The organism is Pseudomonas fluorescens, assembly GCF_004683905.1.
Lineage (GTDB): Bacteria > Pseudomonadota > Gammaproteobacteria > Pseudomonadales > Pseudomonadaceae > Aquipseudomonas > Aquipseudomonas putida_A.
Window position 1 is genome coordinate 3,217,166 of record NZ_CP038438.1, and the last position, 23,532, is coordinate 3,240,697.

The 23,532-nt window shown below is 60.2% G+C and carries 19 protein-coding genes; 14 read left to right on the top strand and 5 right to left on the bottom strand.

The features are described 5' to 3' along the window. Window positions 1-66: 66 nt before the first annotated feature. Both E4T63_RS14630 and E4T63_RS14635 read left to right on the top strand, forming a co-directional pair. Window positions 67-1,569, top strand: coding sequence for an ATPase domain-containing protein (locus E4T63_RS14630; protein WP_098964109.1), 1,503 nt, complete (start codon window positions 67-69; stop codon window positions 1,567-1,569). After that, window positions 1,566-3,236, top strand: coding sequence for an ATP-binding protein (locus E4T63_RS14635; protein WP_135295866.1), 1,671 nt, complete (start codon window positions 1,566-1,568; stop codon window positions 3,234-3,236). The genes E4T63_RS14630 and E4T63_RS14635 overlap by 4 nt, the downstream gene beginning before the upstream one ends. A 116-nt stretch (window positions 3,237-3,352) precedes the next feature. On the opposite strand, the gene E4T63_RS14640 is transcribed toward E4T63_RS14635, so the two are convergent. The 5 genes from E4T63_RS14640 to E4T63_RS14660 are packed head-to-tail and all read right to left on the bottom strand — an operon-like array spanning window position 3,353 to window position 9,906. Next, complete coding sequence (locus E4T63_RS14640; protein ID WP_003225116.1) at window positions 3,353-3,730, bottom strand: response regulator; 378 nt, start codon at window positions 3,728-3,730, stop codon at window positions 3,353-3,355. 44 nt (window positions 3,731-3,774) lie between these two features. Further along, a complete protein-coding gene (locus E4T63_RS14645; protein WP_027612747.1) occupies window positions 3,775-4,989 on the bottom strand; it encodes a hybrid sensor histidine kinase/response regulator in 1,215 nt (404 codons plus the stop codon). Then, window positions 4,983-5,576: a chemotaxis protein CheB gene (locus tag E4T63_RS14650; protein ID WP_097087405.1), complete on the bottom strand. Its 594-nt coding sequence runs from the start codon at window positions 5,574-5,576 to the stop codon at window positions 4,983-4,985. Before E4T63_RS14650 ends, E4T63_RS14645 begins: the two co-directional genes overlap by 7 nt. After that, the gene (locus E4T63_RS14655) at window positions 5,573-6,406 is read right to left on the bottom strand and encodes a CheR family methyltransferase (RefSeq protein WP_027612745.1); all 834 of its coding nucleotides are present in this window, start codon (window positions 6,404-6,406) and stop codon (window positions 5,573-5,575) included. The genes E4T63_RS14650 and E4T63_RS14655 overlap by 4 nt, the downstream gene beginning before the upstream one ends. Beyond that, complete coding sequence (locus E4T63_RS14660; protein WP_135295867.1) at window positions 6,406-9,906, bottom strand: response regulator; 3,501 nt, start codon at window positions 9,904-9,906, stop codon at window positions 6,406-6,408. Before E4T63_RS14660 ends, E4T63_RS14655 begins: the two co-directional genes overlap by 1 nt. A gap of 261 nt (window positions 9,907-10,167) precedes the next feature. On the opposite strand from E4T63_RS14660, the gene E4T63_RS14665 reads away from it, so the two are divergent. The 12 genes from E4T63_RS14665 (at window position 10,168) to E4T63_RS14730 (ending at window position 23,472) form a co-directional block, all read left to right on the top strand. Then, the gene (locus tag E4T63_RS14665) at window positions 10,168-10,530 is read left to right on the top strand and encodes a response regulator (RefSeq protein ID WP_135295868.1); all 363 of its coding nucleotides are present in this window, start codon (window positions 10,168-10,170) and stop codon (window positions 10,528-10,530) included. Window positions 10,531-10,612: 82 nt separating this feature from the next. Further along, window positions 10,613-11,905 (top strand): glycosyltransferase, encoded by a 1,293-nt coding sequence (locus tag E4T63_RS14670; protein ID WP_135295869.1) that lies wholly within the window; start codon window positions 10,613-10,615, stop codon window positions 11,903-11,905. A 143-nt stretch (window positions 11,906-12,048) separates the two neighbouring features. Continuing rightward, complete coding sequence (locus E4T63_RS14675; RefSeq protein WP_135295870.1) at window positions 12,049-12,918, top strand: phosphatidylinositol-specific phospholipase C domain-containing protein; 870 nt, start codon at window positions 12,049-12,051, stop codon at window positions 12,916-12,918. A gap of 68 nt (window positions 12,919-12,986) precedes the next feature. Then, window positions 12,987-13,892: an AraC family transcriptional regulator gene (locus E4T63_RS14680; RefSeq protein WP_135295871.1), complete on the top strand. Its 906-nt coding sequence runs from the start codon at window positions 12,987-12,989 to the stop codon at window positions 13,890-13,892. Between the two features lie 342 nt (window positions 13,893-14,234). Further along, a complete protein-coding gene (locus E4T63_RS14685; protein WP_103367022.1) occupies window positions 14,235-15,545 on the top strand; it encodes an ABC transporter substrate-binding protein in 1,311 nt (436 codons plus the stop codon). A 155-nt stretch (window positions 15,546-15,700) separates the two neighbouring features. Further along, window positions 15,701-16,627 carry a carbohydrate ABC transporter permease gene (locus tag E4T63_RS14690; RefSeq protein WP_096796586.1) on the top strand — a complete coding sequence of 309 codons (927 nt, stop codon included), beginning with the start codon at window positions 15,701-15,703 and terminating at the stop codon, window positions 16,625-16,627. Window positions 16,628-16,635: 8 nt separating this feature from the next. After that, window positions 16,636-17,466 carry a carbohydrate ABC transporter permease gene (locus E4T63_RS14695; RefSeq protein WP_003225143.1) on the top strand — a complete coding sequence of 277 codons (831 nt, stop codon included), beginning with the start codon at window positions 16,636-16,638 and terminating at the stop codon, window positions 17,464-17,466. Between the two features lie 164 nt (window positions 17,467-17,630). Next, window positions 17,631-18,734, top strand: coding sequence for an ABC transporter ATP-binding protein (locus E4T63_RS14705; RefSeq protein ID WP_135295872.1), 1,104 nt, complete (start codon window positions 17,631-17,633; stop codon window positions 18,732-18,734). Between the two features lie 17 nt (window positions 18,735-18,751). After that, window positions 18,752-20,224 carry a mannitol dehydrogenase family protein gene (locus E4T63_RS14710; RefSeq protein WP_135295873.1) on the top strand — a complete coding sequence of 491 codons (1,473 nt, stop codon included), beginning with the start codon at window positions 18,752-18,754 and terminating at the stop codon, window positions 20,222-20,224. Window positions 20,225-20,359: 135 nt separating this feature from the next. After that, complete coding sequence (gene xylB / locus E4T63_RS14720) at window positions 20,360-21,856, top strand: xylulokinase (protein WP_135295875.1); 1,497 nt, start codon at window positions 20,360-20,362, stop codon at window positions 21,854-21,856. 13 nt (window positions 21,857-21,869) lie between these two features. Then, window positions 21,870-22,808, top strand: a complete 939-nt coding sequence (locus E4T63_RS14725; RefSeq protein WP_135295876.1) for a carbohydrate kinase family protein — start codon at window positions 21,870-21,872, stop codon at window positions 22,806-22,808. 46 nt (window positions 22,809-22,854) lie between these two features. Next, complete coding sequence (locus tag E4T63_RS14730) at window positions 22,855-23,472, top strand: hypothetical protein (RefSeq protein ID WP_372241192.1); 618 nt, start codon at window positions 22,855-22,857, stop codon at window positions 23,470-23,472. Window positions 23,473-23,532: the final 60 nt, after the last annotated feature.

Consider the following 23,532-nt stretch of genomic DNA (forward strand, 5'->3'; position numbering starts at 1 on the left):
TCAGGTAGAGCACAACGGCTGATACAGCCTGCTGCCTCGATTCCCCTAGTCATGAGAGGGCATTCTTTGTCTACGTCCAACGAGTTGATCAGTGCAAAAGCCGCCACCGGCATCATTGGCCTGGATGACATCCTCGCCGGTGGTCTGTCCCGAGGGCATGTGTTTTTGCTCGAAGGTGAACCCGGTACAGGCAAAACCACCGTCGCGTTGCATTTCCTGATGGCGGGCGCCCGTGCCGGCGAACGCTGTCTCTACATCACGCTGTCGGAAACCGAGCGTGAATTGCGTCAAGGCGCGGCCTCCCACGGCTGGGAGCTGAACGAGAACATTGAAATCTTCGAGCTGACGCCACCCGAAAGCCTGCTCAACGCCGAGCATCAGCAAAGCCTGCTGTACTCGTCCGACCTTGAGCTGGGCGAAGCCACCAAGCAGATTTTCGAAGTGGTCGAGCGCTTCAAGCCCACCCGCGTGGTTCTCGACAGCCTGTCGGAGATCCGCCTGCTGGCGCAGAGTTCGCTGCGCTACCGCCGGCAGATTCTGGCGATCAAACATTACTTCGTGCGTTACGACGCCACCGTGCTGCTGCTTGACGACCTGACCACCGAGTCTCTCGACAAGACCGTGCACAGCGTCGCCCACGGGGTGATCCGCCTCGAAGAACTGACGCCCAATTACGGTGCCGAGCGCCGCCGCGTGCGCATCGTCAAGTATCGCGGCCAGAAATACCGTGGCGGTTACCACGACTTCACCATCATGGGCGACGGCGTCCATGTGTTCCCACGACTGGTCGCCGCCGAACACCGCAGCGACTACCCGCGCCTGCAACTGAGCAGCGGGATTCAGGAAATGGACGCCCTGCTCGGCGGCGGGGTCGAAACCGGCTCCAGCACGCTGATTCTTGGCCCGGCCGGTACCGGTAAATCGCTGATTTCGATGATCTTCGCCGCTGCCGCAGTGGCCCGAGGCGAAAAAGCCGCGCTGTTCATCTTTGATGAAGAGCTGGGTCTGCTGTTCGAGCGCATGAAAAACATCGGCATCGACCTCAAGGCCTTGCAAGCCACCGGCAACCTGCTGATCGATCAAGTGGACGCCGCCGAGCTGTCCCCCGGCGAGTTCTCCCACCGGGTGCGTCGTTGCGTAGACGAAGGCAACATCAAGACCGTGGTGATCGACAGCATCAACGGCTATCAGGCCGCGATGCCGGAAGAGAATGCCCTGGTGCTGCACATGCATGAGTTGCTGCTGTACCTCAACCGCAAAGGCGCGGCAACCTTCATGACCGTTGCCCAGCATGGCCTGGTCGGCGACATGCAGGCGCCGGTCGACATCACTTACCTGGCCGACACGGTGATCCTGCTGCGCTACTTCGAAGCCATCGGCAAAGTTCGCCGGGCCATTTCCATCATCAAGAAACGTACCGGCAGCCACGAGTCGACCATTCGTGAATACCGCATTTCGGGCCAGGGCATGACCATCGGCGAACCGCTGGAAGCGTTCCAGGGCGTGCTGCGTGGCGTGCCGACTTACCTCGGCGCGAGCAATCCGCTGTTGCGGGAAGAAACCTTGTGACAGCCTCCGTATCACTGCCGGAACGGGCGCTGATTCTGGCGCCCATGGGCCGGGACAGCCAAGTGGCGCTGATGATCCTCAATGAGGCCGGTTACGGCGGAGTCATCACCCCGGATCTGGGCGCGCTGTGCGCAGAACTGGAGCCTGGCGCCGGACTTTTGTTGATTGCCACCGAAGCCCTGCGCGGCCCCGAGCTGGAAACGCTCCTGCACTTTCTGGAACAGCAACCGGCCTGGTCGGATCTGCCGATCGTCTTGCTGACCCACCACGGCGGCCCGGAACCCGGCCCCTCCTCGCGCCTGAGCAAACTGCTGGGCAACGTCACGTTCCTTGAGCGCCCGTTTCATCCGGCGACCCTGGTCAGTCTGGTCTCCACCGCCCTGCGCGGGCGACGACGACAGTACGAAGCCCGCGACCGCCTGATCGATTTGAGTGAAAGCGAACGCCGACTGCAATCGACCCTGGAAACCCTTGAGCAACAGGTCGAGGAACGCACCGCGCAACTGCGCCACAACGAAGAAGCCCTGCGCCAGTCACAGAAAATGGAAGCGGTCGGTCAGTTGACCGGGGGCATCGCTCACGACTTCAACAACATGCTCACCGGGATTATCGGCAGCCTTGAACTGCTGCGCCGGCGGCTGGCTCGCGGACGCCTAGATGACCTCGACAGCCTGATCGATCTCGGTGTCACTTCAGCCAACCGCGCGGCCGGCTTGACCCACCGTTTGCTGGCGTTTTCCCGCCGGCAATCGCTGGACTCCAAAGCCGTGCAGATGAACACACTGGTGCTGTCGATGGGCGAGCTGCTGCAGCGCAGCCTCAACGAAAGTATCCAGCTGGAGATGCGCCTCAACGACCAGTTGTGGATCGCCGAAGCGGATCCCAATCAACTGGAAAGCGCCCTGCTCAACCTGGTACTCAACGCCCGCGATGCAATGCCCGAGGGCGGCAAACTGGTGGTCGAAACCAGCAATCAGGTGCTTAAGCCGGAATTCACCGAGGCCTACCCGAATCTCGAACCCGGCGACTACGTGATGCTCAGCGTCACCGATAACGGCAGTGGCATGGCGCAGAGCGTGGTCAGCCGCGCGTTCGATCCGTTCTTCACCACCAAGCCGATCGGCCAGGGCACCGGGCTGGGTCTGTCGATGATTTACGGCTTCAGCAAGCAGTCTCGTGGTCACGTCTCGATCGACAGCGAAATCGATCAGGGCACCACGGTCAAACTGTACCTGCCGCGCTTTCGCGGCGAAGAGCTGGAGCATCCGGTGTCCGATGCTCAGCAGGCCCCGGAAGCAATGGATGGCGAAACCGTGTTGATCGTCGAGGACGACCCTGCCGTACGCGTACTGGTCAGCGCGGTGCTCAGTGAGTTGGGTTATGCGTTTGTCGAAGCCGGCGATGCCGACGGCGCCGTGCCGATCCTCAACTCGACACAGCGCATCGACCTGCTGATCAGTGACGTCGGCCTGCCAGGCATGAACGGCCGGCAACTGGCGGAAATCGGCCGGCAGTATCGGCCGGGGCTGAAGGTGTTATTCATTACTGGGTATGCCGAGCACGCGGCAGTGCGCGGTGGTTTCCTCGACCCGGGCATGCAGATGATCACCAAACCGTTCACTTTCGATCTGCTGACCGCCAAAGTCCGCGAGATGATCCAGAACTGATCCCCCAAAACGACTGTAGGAGCTGCCGCAGGCTGCGATCTTTTGATCTTGTTTTTTAAGATCGAAAGATCGCAGCCTGCGGCAGCTCCTACATGGGGAGCATCAGCCGCTATAGATCAGGCCAGCAATTCCTGAATCTTTTCCTGCAGCACGTCCAGATCGAACGGTTTTTCCAGGATCGGCGCCTTGCGCGTGATCGGGCTGCCGGTCTCGCGGATTTCCTGCGGGTAACCGCTGATGAAGATCACCTTCAGATCCGGGCGCAGTTTTACTGCCGGCTCCGCGATCTGCACGCCGGAGATCCCGCCCGGCAGGCGGAAGTCAGTGATCAGCATGTCCAGATGCGGCTTGCTCGCGAGGATCTCGAACGCCTGCTCGCCGTTTTCGGCCTGCAACACGCGGTACCCCTGCCCCGACAGGTAATCTGTCAGCACCATCAAGATAACCGGTTCGTCCTCGACGACGAGTACTACATCTTGTGCATCTACGCTCATGGGAAGCCTTTGTTCGGTCAATAGCTGCTGATACGACCGTGCGGTCACTCAGAGGTTGCGTCGGATATGCCGTTTTCCTGGATTGGCAGACAAACGCGAAACAGGGCGCCTTCGTTGATTTGACTCTCGACGACGATGGAACCGCCATGGGCGGCGACGATCTGCTCGGAAATGAACAAACCCAGCCCGAGACCAGCCACTACCGTCTTGGCGGAAACCCGTTCGAACTGTTGGAAAATGCGCTTCTGGTTCTCTTCGCTGATGCCGATGCCACGGTCCTGAACCTCAACCCGCGCCTCGTCGCCTTCACGGTACACGCGCACCTGAATCGGGCTGCGGCCACCGTAGCGCAAGGCATTGGTCAGCAGGTTGGAGACCACCTGCTCGATGCGGAATTCGTCCCAGTAACCTTCCACCGGCTGCGGCGCGGTGAACGACACTTCGGTCTCCGCCGCCTCTATCTGCTGGGCGAAATTCTGCAGCAGGTTACTCACCAGTTGCGTCAGGTCGAAACGATTCGGCCGGATGGACAGCTTGCCGGTGCGGATACGCGAAACGTCGAGCATGTCTTCGATCAGCCGGATCAGACTTTTGATCTGGCGCTCGTCGCGATCGACCATCGCGTGCATCTTGTCGAGGGTGAACGCCGCGGCGTTGTCCCGCGCCAGGTGCATCTTGCGCAACTGGGTTTCGAGTATCAGGCCATTGAGCGGCGTGCGCACTTCGTGGGCGACGATTGACATGAAGTCATCGCGCATACGCACCGCCTGCTCCAGCTCCAGTTGCGTGCTTTGCAGTTGTTGCAGCAGCGCTTCCTGCTCGCGACGCGCCTGCTCCAGGGCTTCGACCTGTTGTTTCATGGCCTTGCTCTGGCGGTACAGGTCGACGAATACGTTGACCTTGCTCTTCACCGCGTGGATATCCAGCGGCTTGTGCAGGAAGTCCACCGCCCCGCTCTCGTAGCCCTTGAACGCGTAGTTCAGTTCACGGCCGGCGGCGCTGACGAAAATGATCGGAATGTTCTTGGTTTTCTCGGTGCCGCGCATCAACTCGGCGAGCTCGAAGCCGTTCATCCCCGGCATCTGCACGTCGAGGATGGCCATGGCGAACTCATGTTGCAGCAGCAGCGAAAGTGCTTCGTCCGCCGACAGCGCCTTGTACACCGTGCGGTCCTCGCGCTTGATCAGCGCTTCGAGGGCCAGCAGGTTCTCCGGCAGATCGTCGACGATCAGCAATTTGGCCTGGATATTACTCAGCATGCGATTCGTTCCAGCTCGACAAGCAGACGGCCGATGCCGTGAATGGGTAGGACATGGTCAGGCTGCTGAATTTTCAGCGCAGCCAGAGGCATGGTGGCGACCTGCGCGTCCTGCGGGTCTTGAACAATGGTCAGTCCGCCACGCTGCTTGACTTGCGCCAGGCCGCGAGCGCCATCGTGATTGGCGCCGGTCAGCAACACGGCAGCCAGGGTTTCGCCGTAAACATCAGCGGCGGACTCAAACAAGTAGTCGATGGCAGGTCGGGAATGGTGTACGCGGTCCTCAAGACTCAGCGACAAACTGCGATCCTGCTCCACCGACAGGTGATACCCGGGCGTGGCGAAATAAACCGTGCCGGGCATGATGTCTTGCTTGTCGGTCGCCTCTGCCACCGGCAGCATCAGGCGCCGGGAGAACACTTCGGCCAACTGACTGCGCCGCTCCTCCGGCAGGTGCAGCACCACAATGATCGGCAACACGTAACCCTGGCGCAACGGCGCGAGCAGAGTCAGCAGGGCCTCAACCCCACCGGCTGAAGCACCGACCACGATGGCCTCGACACGAGGCAAATCCACGGCATCGTTCATAATTTGCGGTAGATCCGTTCTTGTTTGACCAACGGTTCGAACTGATTCGAGTAACCGGAAAAATCCAGCGTTTCCTTGCTGCCCAGCACCAGAAAGCCACGGTGGCACAGCGATTCGTGAAACAGACCGAAGGCACGGTCCTGAAGTTTCTTGTTGAAGTAAATCAGTACGTTGCGGCAGGAAATCAACTGCGTTTCGGAGAACACGCTGTCCGTCGCCAGGCTGTGATCGGCGAAGGTCACGTTCTCGCACAGGCTCTTGTCGAAGATCGCGTAGCCATAGGCTGCGGTGTAGTAATCGGCAAAGGAACGCTGACCGCCGGCTTGCTGGTAATTGGCAGTGTAGGCCCGGACATTCTCCATCGAGAAAATGCCCTGTTTGGCCTTGTCCAGCGAGCGCGGGTTGATGTCGGTGGCGTAGATGATCGTACGGTCGAGCAGGCCTTCTTCGCGCAGCAGAATCGCCATCGAGTAAACCTCCTCGCCAGTGCTGCACCCGGCGATCCAGATCTTCAGCGACGGATAGGTGCGCAGCAGCGGCACCACTTCCTTGCGGATTGCCAGGAAGTGCGACGGGTCGCGGAACATCTCGCTGACCGGGATCGTCAGCAACTGCAGCAACTGCATGAACGCCGTGGGATCGTGCAGGACTTTCTCCTGCAACGCCGAGATCGTTGCGCATTCGAACTGACTCAAGGCGTGCTGCACCCGGCGCTTGATCGAAGCGCCCGAGTAATCACGAAAATCGTAGCTGTACTTGAGGTAGATGGCCTCAATCAACAGGCGTAATTCGATTTCGCTGTTGCGCTCCGCGGAGTGACTGCTATCCACTAAATGCGTTCCATCTTCGGTAACCACACGCGAATCAACGAGAACAGGCGATCCAGATCGATCGGCTTGGCCAGATAATCGTTGGCGCCCGCCTGCAGGCAGCGCTCCTGATCGTCTTTCATGGCCTTGGCCGTCACTGCGATGATCGGCAGTTTGCGCCAGCGCGGATCCTTGCGGATTTCAATGGTGGCTTCAAAACCATCCATCTCCGGCATCATCACGTCCATCAGCACCAGGTCGATGTCCTCGATTTCATTCAACTTATCAATCGCTTCGCGACCGTTACGGCCGATCACCACGACTGCGCCCTTGTGCTCCAGCGCACTGGTCAGGGCGAAGATGTTGCGCACATCGTCGTCCACCAGCAGCACCTTGCGGCCTTCGAAGACCTTGTCGCGGCTGCGGGCGGTCTTGAGCATCTTCTGCCGTTCATGGGACAACTGCGATTCGACTTTGTGCAGAAAGAGTGTCACCTCATCCAGCAGGCGCTCCGGCGAGCGCGCGCCCTTGATGATGATCGAGCGCGAATACTTGCGCAGCTCGGCCTCTTCATCGCGGGTCAGGTTGCGTCCGGTGTAGACGATCACCGGCGGGAACGAGCAGATGTCCTCGGTCGACATGCGCTTGAGCAGATCGTTGCCGAGCATGTCCGGCAATTTCAGGTCGATCACCATGCAGTCGTAAATCGTCGTGCGCAGTTTCTCCAGCGCGTCTTGCGCCAGACCGACCGCGGTGATCTCGATGTCCTCGTCACCGATCAGGCGGGCAATGCTTTCGCGTTGCAGATCGTCATCTTCGACCAGCAGCACGCGCTTGACCTTCTGAGTCAGCTTGGCTTCGAGACGGGCGAACACGTCCTTGAGCTCTTCGCGAGTGGTCGGTTTGACTGCGTAACCGATCGCCCCCATGTGCATCGCCGCTTCAACGCGGTCTTCGACCGAGATCACGTGCACCGGGATGTGCCGGGTTTCGGCGTGTTCTTTCAGGCGTTGCAGCACGGTCAGACCGGAGTGGTCCGGCAGACGCATATCGAGCAGGATCGCGTCCGGCACGAACTCGCGGGCCAGGTCATAACCTTCATCCGCTCCGTGCGCCACCAGACACTGATAACCCAGTTCGTGGGCCAGGTCGTAAAGGATGTGGGCGAAATTCGGCTCGTCTTCCACCACCAGAATGCAGCGCGTGGCGAACGGCGCCTTGCCACGGTCATCGGCAAAACGCGGGATGTGCACCGGCGCCAGCGGCGACACCGCGATCGATGGCGGCTGCACCACCGGGGCCGGGGCCGATACCGGCGGCGTGAAGGTCAGCGGGATCGCAGGGCTGTCACCCGGCTCGCTGTATTGCTGCGGCAGCACCAGGGTAAACACACTGCCCTGCCCCGGCGCGCTGCTGACGCTGATCGAGCCACCGAGCAAGGCCGCCAGATCACGCGAGATCGACAAGCCCAGACCGGTGCCACCGTACTTGCGGTTGGTGGTGCCGTCAGCCTGACGGAACGCTTCGAAGATGCTTTCCTGCTGATCTGCGGCGATACCGATCCCCGAATCGCGCACGATGAACGCAATGCGTTCGTTCGGCTGGCCGGCGATGGTCAGGCTGACCGCGCCGTGTTCGGTGAACTTCACGGCGTTGGACAGCAGGTTCTTGATCACCTGCTCCAGACGCTGGCGATCGGTGTACAGCATGATCGGCGCATCCGGCTGCAACTCGACGCTGAACGTCAGTTGCTTGTCCGCCGCCAGCGGTTCGAACACGCTGCGCAGGCCGTCGGCCAGCCGCGCGACACTGGTGTTTTCCGGGATCACTTCCAGCTTGCCGGCCTCGACCTTGGAAATGTCGAGAATGTCGTTGATCAGGTTCAGCAGATCGTTGCCCGCCGAATAGATCGACTCGGCGAACTTGACCTGCTCGGCCGTCAGATTGTCCTGCGGGTTCTCGGCCAGCAACTTGGCGAGGATCAGCGAACTGTTCAGCGGCGTGCGCAGTTCGTGGGACATGTTGGCGAGGAATTCAGACTTGTACTTGCTCGAACGCTGCAGTTCTTCGGCGCGTTCTTCGAGCTGCACCTGAGCCTGATTGAGTTCGGTGTTCTTCTGGTCCATGGCGTCGCGCTGCTCGGCCAGGGTTTGCGCCTGTTCGGCCAACTGCTCGTTGGTCTGCTCCAGCTCGACTTGCTGGGTTTCCAGATGCGCCTGGGACTCCTTGAGAATGCGCGACTGTTCTTCCAACTCCTCGTTGGCGGTTTTCAGCTCTTCCTGCTGCACCTGCAACTCTTCGTTGAGCTGCTGGGTTTCGGCCAGCACTTCCTGCAGGCGCTGGCGATAACGTGCCGCTTCGATCGAGGTGCCGATGTTGCCGGCAATCAGTTCCAGCAAATCGATATCGCGGTCGGTGAGCGGGCGCAGGAAGCCCAGTTCGATCACCCCGTTGACCCGGTCATCATCACTGGTCGGCACCACCAGCACACTGTGCGGCAGACCTGCGCCCAGGCCGGAGCTGACTTTGAAGTAGTCGGCCGGAACCGAGTCCAGGCGAATCAGTTGGCCCTGTTCGGCCACCTGGCCGACGATGCCTTCGCCGCTGTAGATCTGCTGATCTTTTTCTTCCTGCTCGCGGGAGAACCCATAGGACGCCACGCGCTTGAGGCCGCCGTGTTCTTCGCGTACGTACAGCGCCGCCACCGCAGTGCCCAGATATTGTGCGCAGAACTGCAGGATGTTGCGCCCCAGCAGGTTAAGCGTCAGTTGCCCCAGCACCTGTTCCGCCAGTTCGGTCTGGCCGCTGCGCATCCACGCCTGGCGCTCCAGACGCTCGGCACTGGCTTGCTGCGCGGCGAGGTTGGCGCTGTAGCTGTCCGACAGGCTGACCAGATCACGCCGACCGACATAGGCCAGCAAACCGCTGATCCCGGCTATAAACAGCAGATAAAGAGTGATGCTCCAGATCGTGGTACGGCGCACCTCTTCGTTGCGCGTGGTGCGCAACTGCTGCTCCATGTCGATCACGTCTTCGAACTGCTTGCGGATCTCATCGGTCAGGCGCTTGCCGCGCCCGGCCTTGACCGCGCCCCGGTAGTCACCGCTGGAGCGCTGCAGATCGATCATCGATTGCGCGTAGTTGCTCCACTCAGTCTGCAAGGCCTGCAGACGCCGCAACCGGTCGGTCTGGATCGGATTGTCGGCAGTGAGTTCGAGCAAGGTATTGAGCGCCACGTTGATCCGCGGCTTGGCGGTCTCGTACGGGTCGAGGAAGTGCTCGTCGCCGCTGAGCAGGAAGCCGCGCATGCCGGTTTCCAGATCAACGGTGAGTTTCACCGCTTCGTTGGCGTTATTGATTACCCGGTCGGTGTGTTCCACCCACTGGATCACCGAGAGCAAATAGGTGATCAGCGAAATGAAAAACACTGCACTGATCGCGCCGACGCCCAAAGGCAGACTGATGTTGCGCGTCAGGAGTTTACGGAACCGTGCTTCGTCAACTGTAGACCGAGTGGACATGGGGCAGCCTTGTCGAACTGTCGAAACCCGGGAGTTTGCCCCAAAACGGTACTATGGATCCATTTTTCTCACTGCCATGGTGGCAATTTCCTACATTTGCTGCACTTCCCGATCAGGCAACGGGTATCCTTGCCGCCCCGATTTGCAGCTAATCTTTTTGTACCCGCTCGGGAACTTGTGGCCATGCGCCACTTACTCATGCAAGAGCCCGGCATTTTCGACCGGTCGCCGTTCCGATTTCATTTCTTGAGAGCTATCCCTATGTCCACCCCAGAGTCCACCATCCTTGTAGTAGAAGACGACGACATCGTACGCATGCTCATCGTCGATGTGCTCGAGGAGCTGGAATTCAGTGTGTTGGAGGCCGATGACGGCGAGTCTGCGCTGGAGATTCTCGGGGATCAGAGCAAGGCTATCGACTTGATGATGACTGACTACGGCCTGCCGGGCATGACAGGCAGTGAACTGGCCGGCAAGGCACGTGAACTGCGCTCCACCCTGCCCGTTCTGTTCGCCAGCGGTTACGCCGAAAACATCGACGTACCTGCGGGCATGCATGTGATCGGCAAACCGTTCTCCATCGATCAATTGCGTGACAAGGTCAAGGGCATTCTGACCAAGTGATTGGCCTTGATCCGGCAGCGGCTGCAGATGTGCTCTAATTGCGCGCCATTTTTAGCCGCCTGCCTGCAAGGAACCCCCGTCAATGACTGCATCACCCGCCACCAAAGTTCTGGTCATCGGTTACGTCTGGCCCGAACCGCGCTCTTCGGCAGCCAGCGGGCATGTGATGCAGATCCTCGAGACGTTTTTGCAGCAAGGCTGGGACATCACCTTCAGCAGCCCGGCCGGCCCGGGCGAGCACAAGGCTGACCTGACCGCGCTGGGCATCCGCGAAGTGCCGATCGAACTGAACAACAGTAGCTTCGATAGTTTCATCAGTGAACTGGCCCCGGATATCGTCCTGTTCGACCAGTTCATGATGGAAGAGCAGTTCGGCTGGCGCGTCGAAAAGCAATGCCCGAATGCCTTGCGCGTACTGGAGACGTCCGACCTGCAGAGCCTGCGCCACGCCCGCCACCAACGGCTCAAGGAACGTTTGAAAGACGACCCGGACAATCAGGACTTCAACGCACTGTTCGCGCCGGCGCTGCGCGAAGAGTTCGAGTTGATGGCCGATACGGACCTGGCCAAACGGGAAATCGCCGCGTTATATCGCTGCGATCTGAATCTGATGATTTCCGAAGTTGAAATTCAGTTGCTGGTCGAACAGTTTCAAGTCCCTGGCGACCTGCTGCACTGGTGCCCGCTGATGCTCGAACCACCGCGCGATTCGTTCGTGCCCTTTGAAGAGCGGGCGCATTTTCTGAGTATTGGCAACTTCCGTCACGCGCCCAACTGGGACGCCGTGCTGTGGATGAAGACCGCCATCTGGCCGCTGATCCGCCAGCAATTGCCCGGCGCCCAACTGCATATCTACGGTGCCTATACGCCGCCCAAGGCCACAGCCTTGCACAACGCGGCGCAGGGGTTTCATGTGATGAACTGGGCAGAAGATGCGCTGCAAGTGATGTCGCAAGCCCGGGTTTGCCTGGCGCCTTTGCGTTTCGGCGCGGGGATCAAGGGCAAGATCGTCGATGCGATGCTCTGCGGCACGCCCAATGTCACGACACCCATCGGCGCCGAAGGCATGGGCGGCGCATTGCCCTGGCCCGGTGCGGTGGCTCAGTCGGCCCAGGCCCTGGCCGACGCCGCTGTGGCGCTGCACGAAGACAGATTGCGCTGGGCTGACGCACAGCAGGCCGGCGTCGCGTTGTTGAATGCGCGCTATCGGCAGACTGATCACGGCCCGGCGCTGATCGCTCGCCTGCAATATTGCCGCGACAACTTGTCAGCATTACGTCGCGCCAACTTTACTGGCAGCATGTTGCGTCACCACTTGCATAAAAGCACCCAATACATGGCGCAGTGGATCGAAGCAAAGAACCAGAAAAGTTGATCATTAAAGTGCAAAATCACATTGCCAATACTTTGCAAAGAGTGCTGGCTTGTACTTTTTCCGTTTGCACCAAAGAATAACTTCCGAACTGACCAACAAGTTGACTGGTCGGAAATTAAACTTTATCTGCAACGGAATGCACCATGAGTAATTACCCTTTCAAAAACTGGATGGCGGCTACACCGGATATGGACCGACTGACCCTTGGTGAAGTGGTCTGGCCCGGCGCGCATAACTCCGGGCTGGATTTTGATTTTCCGTACCCGGCTTATCTCCAACCCGCCCAGAACTGGTTTGTCTGTCAGGACGGTCCGTTCATTCAGCAACTTAATGAAGGCGTGCGCGCCTTCGACTTGCGTCTGCATTCAGATGAACACTGGCTGGGCATCAGGAAGTTTCATACCTTTCATGGCGTGAAACTGCTCCAGGGACGCTCCTTGAGCGAGTTGGTAAAAAGTCTCAATTTTTTCCTCAATGAAAATCCGAACGAGTTCATCGTATTGGACTTACATGAACTCAAGGGCACCAACGATCAGCCATTCGATTACAAGGGTTTCCATGAAGTCATCACCACGGAGCTGGCTTCGCGGCTTATTCCCCGAAACAACGGTCATCTGACCCTTGAACAACTTAAAAGGGCCAGTTCGCTACAACGCGTGGTGTTGGCAAGCGACTCGCACCCGGATTTCAATTCGCCCCTGTACTGGCCGAAAATCCGCCATGAATGGAGCGGCTCGGACATCACCTCGCCAGAGCAACTCAAGCAACACATCACCCGAACCCTGGCCAACCCGCCGGTACCCGGCAGCCTCTGGTCATTGTCGGCCACCAGCTATGGCGAACTGGCCGGCGTCAAGCGGATCACCGACGAACTCGATCAATGGTTTGGCCCAGACTCGGGATGGGCGCCGAAGTGCAGCATTATCAATGCCGACTTCATCGGTGGCACTCCACTGATCGGCCATTGCCAGCAGGTCAACCAGTCCAAAGGTCTACGCAAGGCCCGGGACTGAGGCGCTGGAACTGTCCGTGGCGCGCGTGCATGATGGGCACCTGAACACCACAACAAGACGCATCGGACATGACTCGGGCAACCAGAATCACTGATCCCTCCTACGAACTGATGGACGACCATAACGGGTTGTCCATCATCTACCGTCAGCATGGTTTTCCGTGCCCGTTAGTGCGCTGGCATTTTCACAAGGAATACGAACTGCACCTGATCGTTGCCAGTTCCGGCAAGGTCTTCATCGGCGACTACATCGGCAACTTTTATCCGCAAACACTGTTCCTCACCGGGCCCAATCTGCCGCACAACTGGATCAGCCAGGTGGCCGACGAAGAGGTGGTGGAAAAGCGCGACATGCTGGTGAACTTCACCGATGAGTTGTTCGACAGCGGGCACCAGGTGTTCGCCGAACTCAAGACTTTGGCGCCGCTACTGGAGCGTGCGCAATATGGCATCGAATTTCGCGACAAGGATACGATCCGTCAGGCCATGACGTTGATGCAGCGAATTGCCGACACACGCGGCGTAACCCGTCTAGGGCACTTTTTCATTCTGATGGAGCTGCTGGCAGCGACTGACGATTATCAATTGCTGTCCGGCGCCACTAACACGCAACTGGCCGACGAGCACAACATCGACCGCACCAACCGAGCGGTCGATTTCATCTTCGACCATTACGCCCGCGAATTGACTCTGGAAGAAGTCGCCGATCATCTGGGGATGAAGCCGACCTATTTCAGCCGCGTGTTCAAACAGGCCACCGGGCGCAACTTCATCGAGTTCGTCAATCGCCTGCGCATCAGTAAATCCTGCGAACTGCTGGCCGACGGCGACAAACCGGTGACCGAGGTGTGTTTCGAGTCGGGGTTCAATAACATTTCCAACTTCAACCGGCGCTTCCAGCAACTCAAGGGCATGACGCCGTCGCACTATCGACGCCTCGCTGTACAACGCCTGACCGAACAAAACCTCGGCTGATATTACCGCCCCTTGTAGGAGTGAGCCTGCTCGCGAAAGCGGGGTATCAGTCAACTGATCTGCAAATTGACACAGCGCTTTCGCGAGCAAGCCCGCTCCCACAAAAAGCATCCGACGCGATGAAACCTGTACTGATTCGATAGCCCCTCCCCACTGAAAAGCCCTTCCCTGCGTCTACCGCAACAAACCCCAGTGCAAAAAAGTATTGATTCGAGTGCGACGGATGATTTGTCAGTCCGTCGTTTGAGGGCTGTAATCAGCGCACATTCTTCCTGCATTCGGAAGACACAAAAACAATAACTGTCCTTCTGCCGCCCGCCGGGTGCAGAAAAGGAGTGCACGATGCAACCCACTGCAAAAGCTCTGCTAGCCCTCACCTGCATGACCCTCAGCAGCGTCAGCCTTGGCGCCCAGACCCTGACCATCGCCACCGTCAACAACAGCGACATGATCCGCATGCAAAAGCTCTCGAAAACTTTCGAGTCCGAGCATCCGGAGATCAAGCTCAACTGGGTGGTGCTGGAAGAAAACGTCCTGCGTCAGCGCCTGACTACCGACATTGCCACTCAGGGTGGCCAGTTCGATGTGTTGACCATCGGCATGTACGAAGCGGCACTCTGGGGCGCCAAGGGCTGGCTCGAACCGATGAAGGATCTGCCGGCTTCTTACGCCCTCGACGACGTGTTCCCGTCGGTGCGCGAAGGCCTGTCAGTCAAGGGTTCGCTGTATGCCCTGCCGTTCTACGCCGAAAGCTCGATCACCTACTACCGCACCGACCTGTTCAAGGACGCCGGGCTGAGCATGCCCGAGCGCCCGACCTGGGAACAGATCGCCGGTTTCGCCGAAAAACTCACCAACAAGGATAAAGAGCAGTACGGCATCTGCCTGCGCGGCAAGGCCGGCTGGGGCGAGAACATGGCGTTGATCACCACTGTCGCCAATGCTTACGGCGCGCGCTGGTTCGATGAGAAATGGCAGCCGGAATTCACCGGCCCGGAGTGGAAAAACGCGCTGAACTTCTACGTCGACACCATGAAGAAATCCGGCCCGCCGGGCGCGTCCAGTAACGGTTTCAACGAAAACCTCGCGCTGTTCAACAGCGGCAAATGCGCGATCTGGGTGGACGCTTCCGTCGCCGGCTCGTTCGTCACCGACAAGACCCAGAGCAAGGTCGCCGATCACGTCGGTTTCACCTTCGCCCCGCATCAAGTCACCGATAAAGGTTCGGCGTGGCTGTATTCGTGGGCACTGGCGATTCCGACCAGTTCCAAGGCCAAGGACGCCGCCAAGGCGTTCAGCGCCTGGGCCACCTCCAAAGAGTACGGCGAACTGGTAGCCAAGACCGACGGCATCGCCAACGTACCACCGGGCACCCGCGCCTCGACCTACAGCGATGCTTACATGAGCGCCGCGCCGTTCGCCAAGGTCACGCTGGAATCGTTGAAAGCGGCGGATCCGAGCAAACCGACGTTGAAACCGGTGCCCTACATCGGCATTCAACTGGTGACCATTCCTGAGTTCCAGGGCGTGGGCACCCAGGTCGGCAAGCTGTTCTCGGCGGCGCTGATCGGCCAGACCACGGTGGATCAGGCCCTGACCGCCGCGCAGCAAACCACCGAACGCGAGATGAAGCGCGCCGGTTATCCCAAGTAACCACTGAACGACTTGCTCCTGCCTCCTGTGGGAGCGGGCTTGCTCGCGAAAGCGGTGGGTCAGTGTCATGTGTATTGACTGACACGACGCCTTCGCGAGCAAGCCCGCTCCCACATGGGATCTCCATAGGTCTGTATGACTCGGTTGTGATCACCATGAATACTTCAACTGCCAAAGCCCACCTCGACCTGTCGCAACCCCAGCGCAAAGTCCGCGTACGCAATCCCGGCTGGTTTCTGGTCAGCCCTTCGGTGGCCCTGTTGCTGCTGTGGATGATCGTGCCGTTGGGCATGACCATTTACTTCTCGATGATTCGCTACAACCTGCTCGATCCGGGGGTGAACGAATTCGTCGGGCTGGAGAACTTCAGCTATTTCCTCACCGACTCCGGGTTCCTGCCCGGCGCCACCAACACCCTGTTGCTGGTGGGCAGCGTGCTGCTGATCAGCGTGGTGTTCGGGGTGTTGATCAGCGCGTTGCTTGAGGCCAGCGAATTTCTCGGTCGTGGCATCGTGCGGGTGATGCTGATCTCGCCGTTCTTCATCATGCCCACCGTCGGTGCGCTGATCTGGAAGAACCTGATTTTCCATCCGGTGTCGGGAATCCTCGCCTACGTCTGGCGGCTGTTCGGCGCCGAGCCGGTGGACTGGCTGGCGCACTACCCGCTGCTGTCGATCATCATCATTGTTTCGTGGCAATGGCTGCCCTTCGCGATCCTGATCCTGATGACCGCCATGCAGTCCCTCGACCAGGAACAGAAAGAAGCAGCGCGCCTCGATGGTGCCGGTCCGGTGGCGATCTTCTGGCACCTGACCCTGCCGCACCTGGCGCGGCCGATTGCGGTGGTGGTGATGATCGAAACGATCTTCCTGCTGTCGGTGTTCGCCGAGATTTTCACCACCACCAACGGCGGCCCCGGCTACGCCTCGACCAACCTTGCCTACCTGATCTACAACCAGGCGCTGGTGCAGTTCGACGTCGGCATGGCTTCGGCGGGCGGCTTGATTGCCGTGGTCATCGCCAACATCGCCGCGATCATTCTGGTGCGGATGATCGGCAAAAACCTGACTGACAAAGCCTGAGGCCCGCCATGACTCTTCAACAATCCCGCCGGCTGCAAAGCCTGCTGCTCGGCACCCTGGCCTGGGCCATCGCGATCGTGATTTTCTTCCCGATCTTCTGGATGGTGATGACCAGTTTCAAGACCGAAATCGACGCCTTCGCCACGCCGCCGCAGTTCATCTTCACGCCAACGCTGGAGAACTACCTGCACATCAACGAGCGCAGCGACTACTTCAGTTTTGCCTGGAACTCGGTGGTGATTTCCTTCAGTGCCACGGCGCTGTGCCTGCTGATCGCGGTGCCTGCCGCTTACTCGATGGCGTTCTACGAAACCCAGCGCACCAAGGGCACGCTGCTGTGGATGCTCTCGACCAAGATGCTGCCGCCGGTGGGCGTGCTGATGCCGATCTACCTGCTGGCCAAGAGTTTCGGCCTGCTCGACACGCGCATCGCGTTGATCGTGATCTACACCCTGATCAACCTGCCGATCGTGGTCTGGATGATTTACACCTACTTCAAGGACATCCCCAAAGACATCCTCGAAGCCGCCCGCCTCGACGGCGCCACCCTGTGGCAGGAAATGGTCCGCGTGCTGCTGCCGATCGCCAAGGGCGGTCTCGCGTCCACCGTGCTGCTGTCGCTGATTCTGTGCTGGAACGAAGCGTTCTGGTCGCTGAACCTGACCTCGTCGAAAGCCGCGCCGCTGACCGCGCTGATCGCCTCGTACTCAAGTCCTGAAGGCTTGTTCTGGGCCAAGTTGTCGGCAGTCTCGACCCTGGCCTGCGCGCCGATCCTGATCTTCGGCTGGATCAGCCAGAAACAACTGGTGCGCGGCTTGTCGTTCGGTGCCGTGAAATGAAGTTCTCAAACCGTACCCAATCCCCTGTGGGAGCGGGCTTGCTCGCGAAAGCGGTGGGTCATCCAACAATGATCGTGACTGACACGGCCCCTTCGCGAGCAAGCCCGCTCCCACCAAAAGCATGCCCGGCGCAATTGAATTAACTTAAGTGGAGGCCCATCACCATGGCCAACCTGAAAATCAAGAATCTGCAAAAAGGCTTCGAAGGTTTCTCCATCATCAAGGGCATCGACCTTGAGGTGAATGACAAGGAATTCGTGGTCTTCGTCGGCCCGTCCGGTTGCGGCAAATCCACCCTGCTCCGACTGATCGCCGGCCTGGAAGAAGTCAGCGGCGGCACCATCGAACTCGATGGCCGCGACATCACCGAAGTCAGCCCGGCCAAGCGCGATCTGGCGATGGTGTTCCAGACCTATGCGCTGTACCCGCATATGACCGTGAAGAAAAACATGTCGTTCGCCCTCGATCTGGCCGGTGTACCGAAAGCCGAAGTCGAGAAAAAGGTCGGCGAAGCGGCGCGCATTCTCGAACTCGGGCCGATGCTCGAGCGCAAGCCGAAACAGCTGTCCGGCGGCCAACGGCAACGGGTCGCCATCGGCCGGGCGATCGTGCGCAATCCGAAGATCTTCCTGTTCGACGAACCGCTGTCCAACCTCGACGCCGCGCTGCGGGTGCAGATGCGCCTGGAGCTGCTGCGCCTGCACAAGGATCTGCAAGCCACGATGATCTACGTAACCCACGATCAGGTCGAAGCCATGACCATGGCCGACAAAGTCGTGGTGCTCAACGGCGGCAAGATCGAACAGGTCGGCTCGCCGCTGGACCTCTATCACAACCCGGCCAACCTGTTCGTCGCCGGGTTCCTCGGCACGCCGAAAATGGGTTTCCTCAAAGGCAAGATCGCCCGCGTCGACGGCCAGACCTGCGAAGTCTCGCTGGACGCCGGCACGCGCATCACCCTGCCGTTCAATGCCGCCAACCTGAGCGTCGGCAGCACCGTGACCCTGGGCATTCGCCCGGAACATCTGGAGCTGGCACAACCGGGCGACTGCACCCTGCAAGTCACCGCCGACGTCAGCGAACGCCTGGGCAGCGACACCTTCTGCCACGTCACCACCAACGCCGGCGAAGCCCTGACCATGCGCGTGCGCGGTGACCTGGCGAGCCGCTACGGCGAGCAACTGAACCTGCACCTGGACGCCAGCCATTGCCACCTGTTCGACGCCGATGGCGTGGCGCTGACCCGCCCGCTTCGCGCCGCGGCCTGAATTTCGAGACCTGTCCGATGAAACTGAATGAACAAAACCTGCACCGCCTCGCCCCCGAGGTGCAACTGCCGTCCTACAGCCTCAGCGACACCCGTCAGGGCATCGCACACATTGGCGTCGGCGGCTTCCACCGCGCCCATCAGGCGTATTACACCGATGCGCTGATGAACACCGGCGAAGCCCTCGACTGGGCGATTTGCGGCGTCGGCCTGCGCGCGGAAGACCGCCGCGCCCGTGACGACCTCAAGGAGCAGGACTACCTGTTCACCCTGTTTGAACTCGGTGATAGCAATGACACCGAAGTCCGGGTGATCGGTGCGATCCGCGACATGCTCCTGGCCGAGGATGGCGCGCAGGCGCTGATCGACAAACTTGCCGATCCGCAGATCCGTATCGTCTCGCTGACCATCACCGAAGGCGGCTACTGCATCGACGACAGCAACGGCGAATTCATGGCGCACCTGCCGCAGATTCAACACGATCTGGCACACCCGCAAACGCCGAAAACCGTGTTCGGTTTCCTCTGCGCGGCGCTGGAAAAACGCCGTGGCGCGGGCACGCCAGCGTTCACGATCATGTCCTGCGATAACCTGCCGCATAACGGCGCGGTGACCCGCAAGGCACTGCTGGCCTTCGCCACCCTGCGTGACCCGGGGCTGCGCGACTGGATCGAGCAGAACGTCAGTTTCCCCAACGCCATGGTCGACCGCATCACGCCGATGACCAGCACCGCGCATCGCCTGCAACTGGCCGACAAACACGCGGTGGACGATGCCTGGCCAGTGGTCTGCGAGCCGTTTGTGCAATGGGTGCTGGAAGACAAATTCGTCAACGGTCGCCCGGCCTGGGAACAGGTCGGCGTGCAGTTCACCGATGACGTTTCACCCTACGAAGAAATGAAGATCAAACTGCTCAACGGCAGCCACTTGGCGCTGACGTATCTGGGTTTTCTGAAGGGCTATCGCTTCGTTCACGAAACCATGAACGACCCGCTGTTCGTGCGCTACATGCGTGCGTACATGGACCTCGATGTCACCCCACAACTGGCGCCGGTACCGGGCATCGATCTGACCGACTACAAAAATACGCTGGTCGCGCGCTTCTCTAATCAGGCGATTGCCGATCAGCTGGAACGAGTGTGTTCAGACGGCTCGTCGAAGTTTCCCAAGTTCACCATTCCGACGATCAACCGCTTGATTGCCGATGGTCAGGAAACCAGGCGTGCGGCGCTGGTGGTGGCGGCTTGGGCGTTGTATTTGAAGGGCGTGGATGAGAACGGCGATACCTATGCGATTCCTGATCCGCGGGCGGAATTTTGTCAGGGGCTGGTGGCGGATGATGCGCTGATTACCCAGCGGTTGCTGGCGATCGAGGAGATCTTCGGCACGGCGATTCCACGGTCGGCGGAGTTTGTTGCGGCGTTTGAGTGGTGCTGCAACAGCTTGCGCGAGGTGGGGGTGACGCGCACTTTGGAGCGGGTTTTGGCCTGAATTCAGCGGTGAAACCACCGACGCCTTCGCGAGCAAGCCCGCTCCCACAGGGGAACGCGTTTCAAAATGTGGGAGCGGGCTTGCTCGCGAATGGCAGCCTCACCTTGGCAGATCTGAAACCCTGAGGACCTCACTGTGACCACCCGACAACTCTTCCTCGGCATCGACTGCGGCACCCAGGGCACCAAGGCGATCATCCTCGATGCCAGCAGCGGTCAGGTGCTCGGCGAAGGCGCCGCTACCCACACGATGATCAGCGGCGCCAACGGCCGGCGCGAGCAGGACACTCAACAGTGGCTGGACGCCTTCGCCCTCGCCACCCGCCGCGCCTTGCTCGCCGCCAATATCGACGGTCAGGCGATTCTCGGCATCGGCGTCTCCGGCCAGCAACACGGCCTGGTGCTGCTCGACGATCAGGGCCAGGTGCTGCGCCCGGCCAAGCTGTGGTGCGACACCGAAACCACCGATGAAAACAACCGTCTGCTCAAACACCTGGGCGGCGAACAAGGTTCGCTAGAGCGCCTGGGCGTGGTCATCGCGCCGGGCTACACCGTATCGAAACTGCTTTGGACCAAAGAGCAGCACCCGGAGGTGTTCTCGCGTATCGCGCGCATTCTGCTGCCTCACGATTATCTGAATTACTGGCTCACCGGCCGCGCGTGCAGCGAATACGGCGACGCCTCCGGCACCGGCTATTTCAATGTGCGCAGCCGTCAGTGGGACTTGCAACTGCTGCGCGACATCGACGCCACGGGCCGCCTGCAAGCAGCGCTGCCGGAGCTGATCGACGCGCATCAGGCGGTCGGTACGCTGCTGCCTTCGATTGCCGAACAGCTCGGCCTCAACCCGAATGCACAGGTCTCCAGCGGCGGTGGCGACAACATGATGGGCGCCATCGGCACCGGCAACATTCAGCCGGGAGCGATCACCATGAGCCTCGGCTCCTCCGGCACGGTGTACGCCTACGCCGAGGAGCCAAAAGTCAGCGCGGACGCTTCGGTCGCGACCTTCTGCTCGTCCAGCGGCGGCTGGCTGCCGCTGATCTGCACCATGAACCTGACCAACGCCACCGGTGCGATCCGCGAACTGTTCGACCTTGATCTGGAGCAATTCAATCAACTCGTGGCCCAGGCGCCGATCGGCGCCGAAGGCGTGAGCATGCTGCCATTTCTCAACGGAGAGCGCGTCCCCGCCCTGCCCCATGCCACCGGCAGTCTGCACGGCCTGACCCTGAACAACCTGACTCAGGCCAACCTGTGTCGCGCCGTGGTCGAGGGCACCACCTTCGGTTTGCGTTATGGACTGGATCTGTTACGCCACAATGGTTTACAAAGCCGCAGCATTTGCCTGATCGGCGGCGGTTCGAAAAGTGCGGTGTGGCGGCAGATCGTCGCCGACATCATGAACACCCCGGTGATCTGCACCGAACACAGCGAAGCCGCAGCCCTTGGCGCGGCGATTCAGGCGGCGTGGTGCAAGTCATGGTCGAACGGCCACGAAGACACTTTGGCCGATCTGTGCCAGCGCTGCGTGAAGCTCGATCTGCACAGTGAAACCCTGCCGGTCGCCGCCCATGTCGCGGCGTTCCAGCAGGCCTATGAACGCTATCAACAGCATGTCGCAACCCTATAAAGAGCAAACAATTATGTATTTGGTGTGTGGCGAAGCTCTGTTCGATTTCTTCAGCGAAGACGATGCCAGCGGTCTGGCCTCGAAGGTGAATTTCAAGGCGATTGCCGGCGGCTCGCCGTTCAACGTCGCGGTCGGCTTGCGCCGTTTGGGCGTGGATTCGGCGCTGTTTGCCGGGCTGTCTACCGACTATCTCGGCCGGCGTTTGCAGCAAGTGCTGCAGGAAGAAGGCGTGCGTGCGGACTACCTGATCGACTTCGCCGCGCCAACCACGCTGGCGATGGTCGCGGTCGGCGCCAACGGTTCGCCGCATTACAGTTTTCGCGGCGAGGGCTGTGCTGATCGCCAATTAAGCCTCGCCCATCTGCCGCAGCTCGGAGATGACGTGCGTGGTCTGCACATCGGCTCGTTCTCGCTGGTGGTGCAGCCGATCGCCGACACCCTGCTGACCCTGGTGCAGCGCGAAAGCGGCAAGCGCCTGATCACCCTCGACCCCAACGTGCGCCTCAACCCGGAGCCGAATATCGACCTGTGGCGCGAGCGCGTGGCGACCCTGGTGCAACTGGCCGACATGATCAAGGTCAGCGACGAAGACCTGAGCCTGCTGTATCCCGAACAGGACCCGCAGCGCGTGATCGAAGGCTGGCTGCAGCATCGCTGCCAGTTGGTGTTCCTGACCCGTGGCGGCGAAGGCGCAACGGTGTTCAGCCGTGCTCACGGTTCATGGTCGGTACCAGCGGTTTCAGTGAAAATCGCCGATACCGTCGGCGCCGGCGATACCTTTCAAGCAGCGCTGATTACCTGGTTGACCGAGCAAGCACTGGATTCGGTCGAAGGGGTTCAACAACTCAGCCGCGAGCAGATCGACGCGATGCTCAGGTTTGCCGTACAGGCGGCCGCCCTTACGTGCAGCAAGACCGGTCCGGATTTGCCCTATCGTCACCAGTTGAGCTGAGCGCGTAGACTGTCGGCCTTTTTGCGCGCATGGGGATGACGGTTTGATGTCGGGGCGGACGGCGGGACTTTTGATACTGGCGGGATTACTCAGCGGCTGCGGCACCTCGCCGCCGCGTTCGCCGGAAGACATTTGCGCGATCTTCCGCGAGAAAAGCGACTGGTACGATGCGGCGCAAGTCACGCAAAAGCGTTGGGGCGTGCCGATCCAGGTGCCCTTCGCGATCATGTATCAGGAGTCCGGCTACCGCTACGACGCCAAGACCCCGCGCAAATACCTGTTGTGGGTGATTCCGTGGGGCCGGGTCACCACCGCCTCGGGCTACGCCCAGGCCAAGGATGAAGTCTGGTCCGACTACCAGAAAAGCACCGGCCGACACGGCGCCGACCGCGAAGACTTCGACGACGCCATCGACTTCGTCGGCTGGTACATGGACAAGACCACCTCGATCAACGGCGTGTACAAATACGACGCCTATAACCAGTACCTGAACTACCACGAAGGCTGGGGCGGTTTTCGCAACAAAACCTACGCCAGCAAGGCCTGGCTGATGCCGACTGCGCGCAAGGTGCAGGCGCGCTCCGACGTGTATGCGCGGCAGTATGCCGGGTGCAAGGAAGATCTGAATCGCGGCTTCTGGAGCCGGTTTTGGCATTGGTTGTAGGGGAGCCTGTGAGGACGCCTTCGCGAGCAAGCCCGCTCCCACAGGGGATCAGTGCCGAGC

Excerpts from the sequence above, each read along its gene's own strand:
- E4T63_RS14640 (WP_003225116.1), bottom strand. The coding sequence starts at position 3,730 with ATGAGCGTAGATGCACAAGATGTAGTACTCGTCGTCGAGGACGAACCG.
- E4T63_RS14645 (WP_027612747.1), bottom strand. The coding sequence starts at position 4,989 with ATGCTGAGTAATATCCAGGCCAAATTGCTGATCGTCGACGATCTGCCG.
- E4T63_RS14650 (WP_097087405.1), bottom strand. The coding sequence starts at position 5,576 with ATGAACGATGCCGTGGATTTGCCTCGTGTCGAGGCCATCGTGGTCGGT.
- E4T63_RS14660 (WP_135295867.1), bottom strand. The coding sequence starts at position 9,906 with ATGTCCACTCGGTCTACAGTTGACGAAGCACGGTTCCGTAAACTCCTG.
- E4T63_RS14665 (WP_135295868.1), top strand. The coding sequence starts at position 10,168 with ATGTCCACCCCAGAGTCCACCATCCTTGTAGTAGAAGACGACGACATC.
- E4T63_RS14670 (WP_135295869.1), top strand. The coding sequence starts at position 10,613 with ATGACTGCATCACCCGCCACCAAAGTTCTGGTCATCGGTTACGTCTGG.
- E4T63_RS14675 (WP_135295870.1), top strand. The coding sequence starts at position 12,049 with ATGAGTAATTACCCTTTCAAAAACTGGATGGCGGCTACACCGGATATG.
- E4T63_RS14680 (WP_135295871.1), top strand. The coding sequence starts at position 12,987 with ATGACTCGGGCAACCAGAATCACTGATCCCTCCTACGAACTGATGGAC.
- E4T63_RS14685 (WP_103367022.1), top strand. The coding sequence starts at position 14,235 with ATGCAACCCACTGCAAAAGCTCTGCTAGCCCTCACCTGCATGACCCTC.
- E4T63_RS14690 (WP_096796586.1), top strand. The coding sequence starts at position 15,701 with ATGAATACTTCAACTGCCAAAGCCCACCTCGACCTGTCGCAACCCCAG.
- E4T63_RS14695 (WP_003225143.1), top strand. The coding sequence starts at position 16,636 with ATGACTCTTCAACAATCCCGCCGGCTGCAAAGCCTGCTGCTCGGCACC.
- E4T63_RS14705 (WP_135295872.1), top strand. The coding sequence starts at position 17,631 with ATGGCCAACCTGAAAATCAAGAATCTGCAAAAAGGCTTCGAAGGTTTC.
- E4T63_RS14710 (WP_135295873.1), top strand. The coding sequence starts at position 18,752 with ATGAAACTGAATGAACAAAACCTGCACCGCCTCGCCCCCGAGGTGCAA.
- E4T63_RS14725 (WP_135295876.1), top strand. The coding sequence starts at position 21,870 with ATGTATTTGGTGTGTGGCGAAGCTCTGTTCGATTTCTTCAGCGAAGAC.
- E4T63_RS14730 (WP_372241192.1), top strand. The coding sequence starts at position 22,855 with ATGTCGGGGCGGACGGCGGGACTTTTGATACTGGCGGGATTACTCAGC.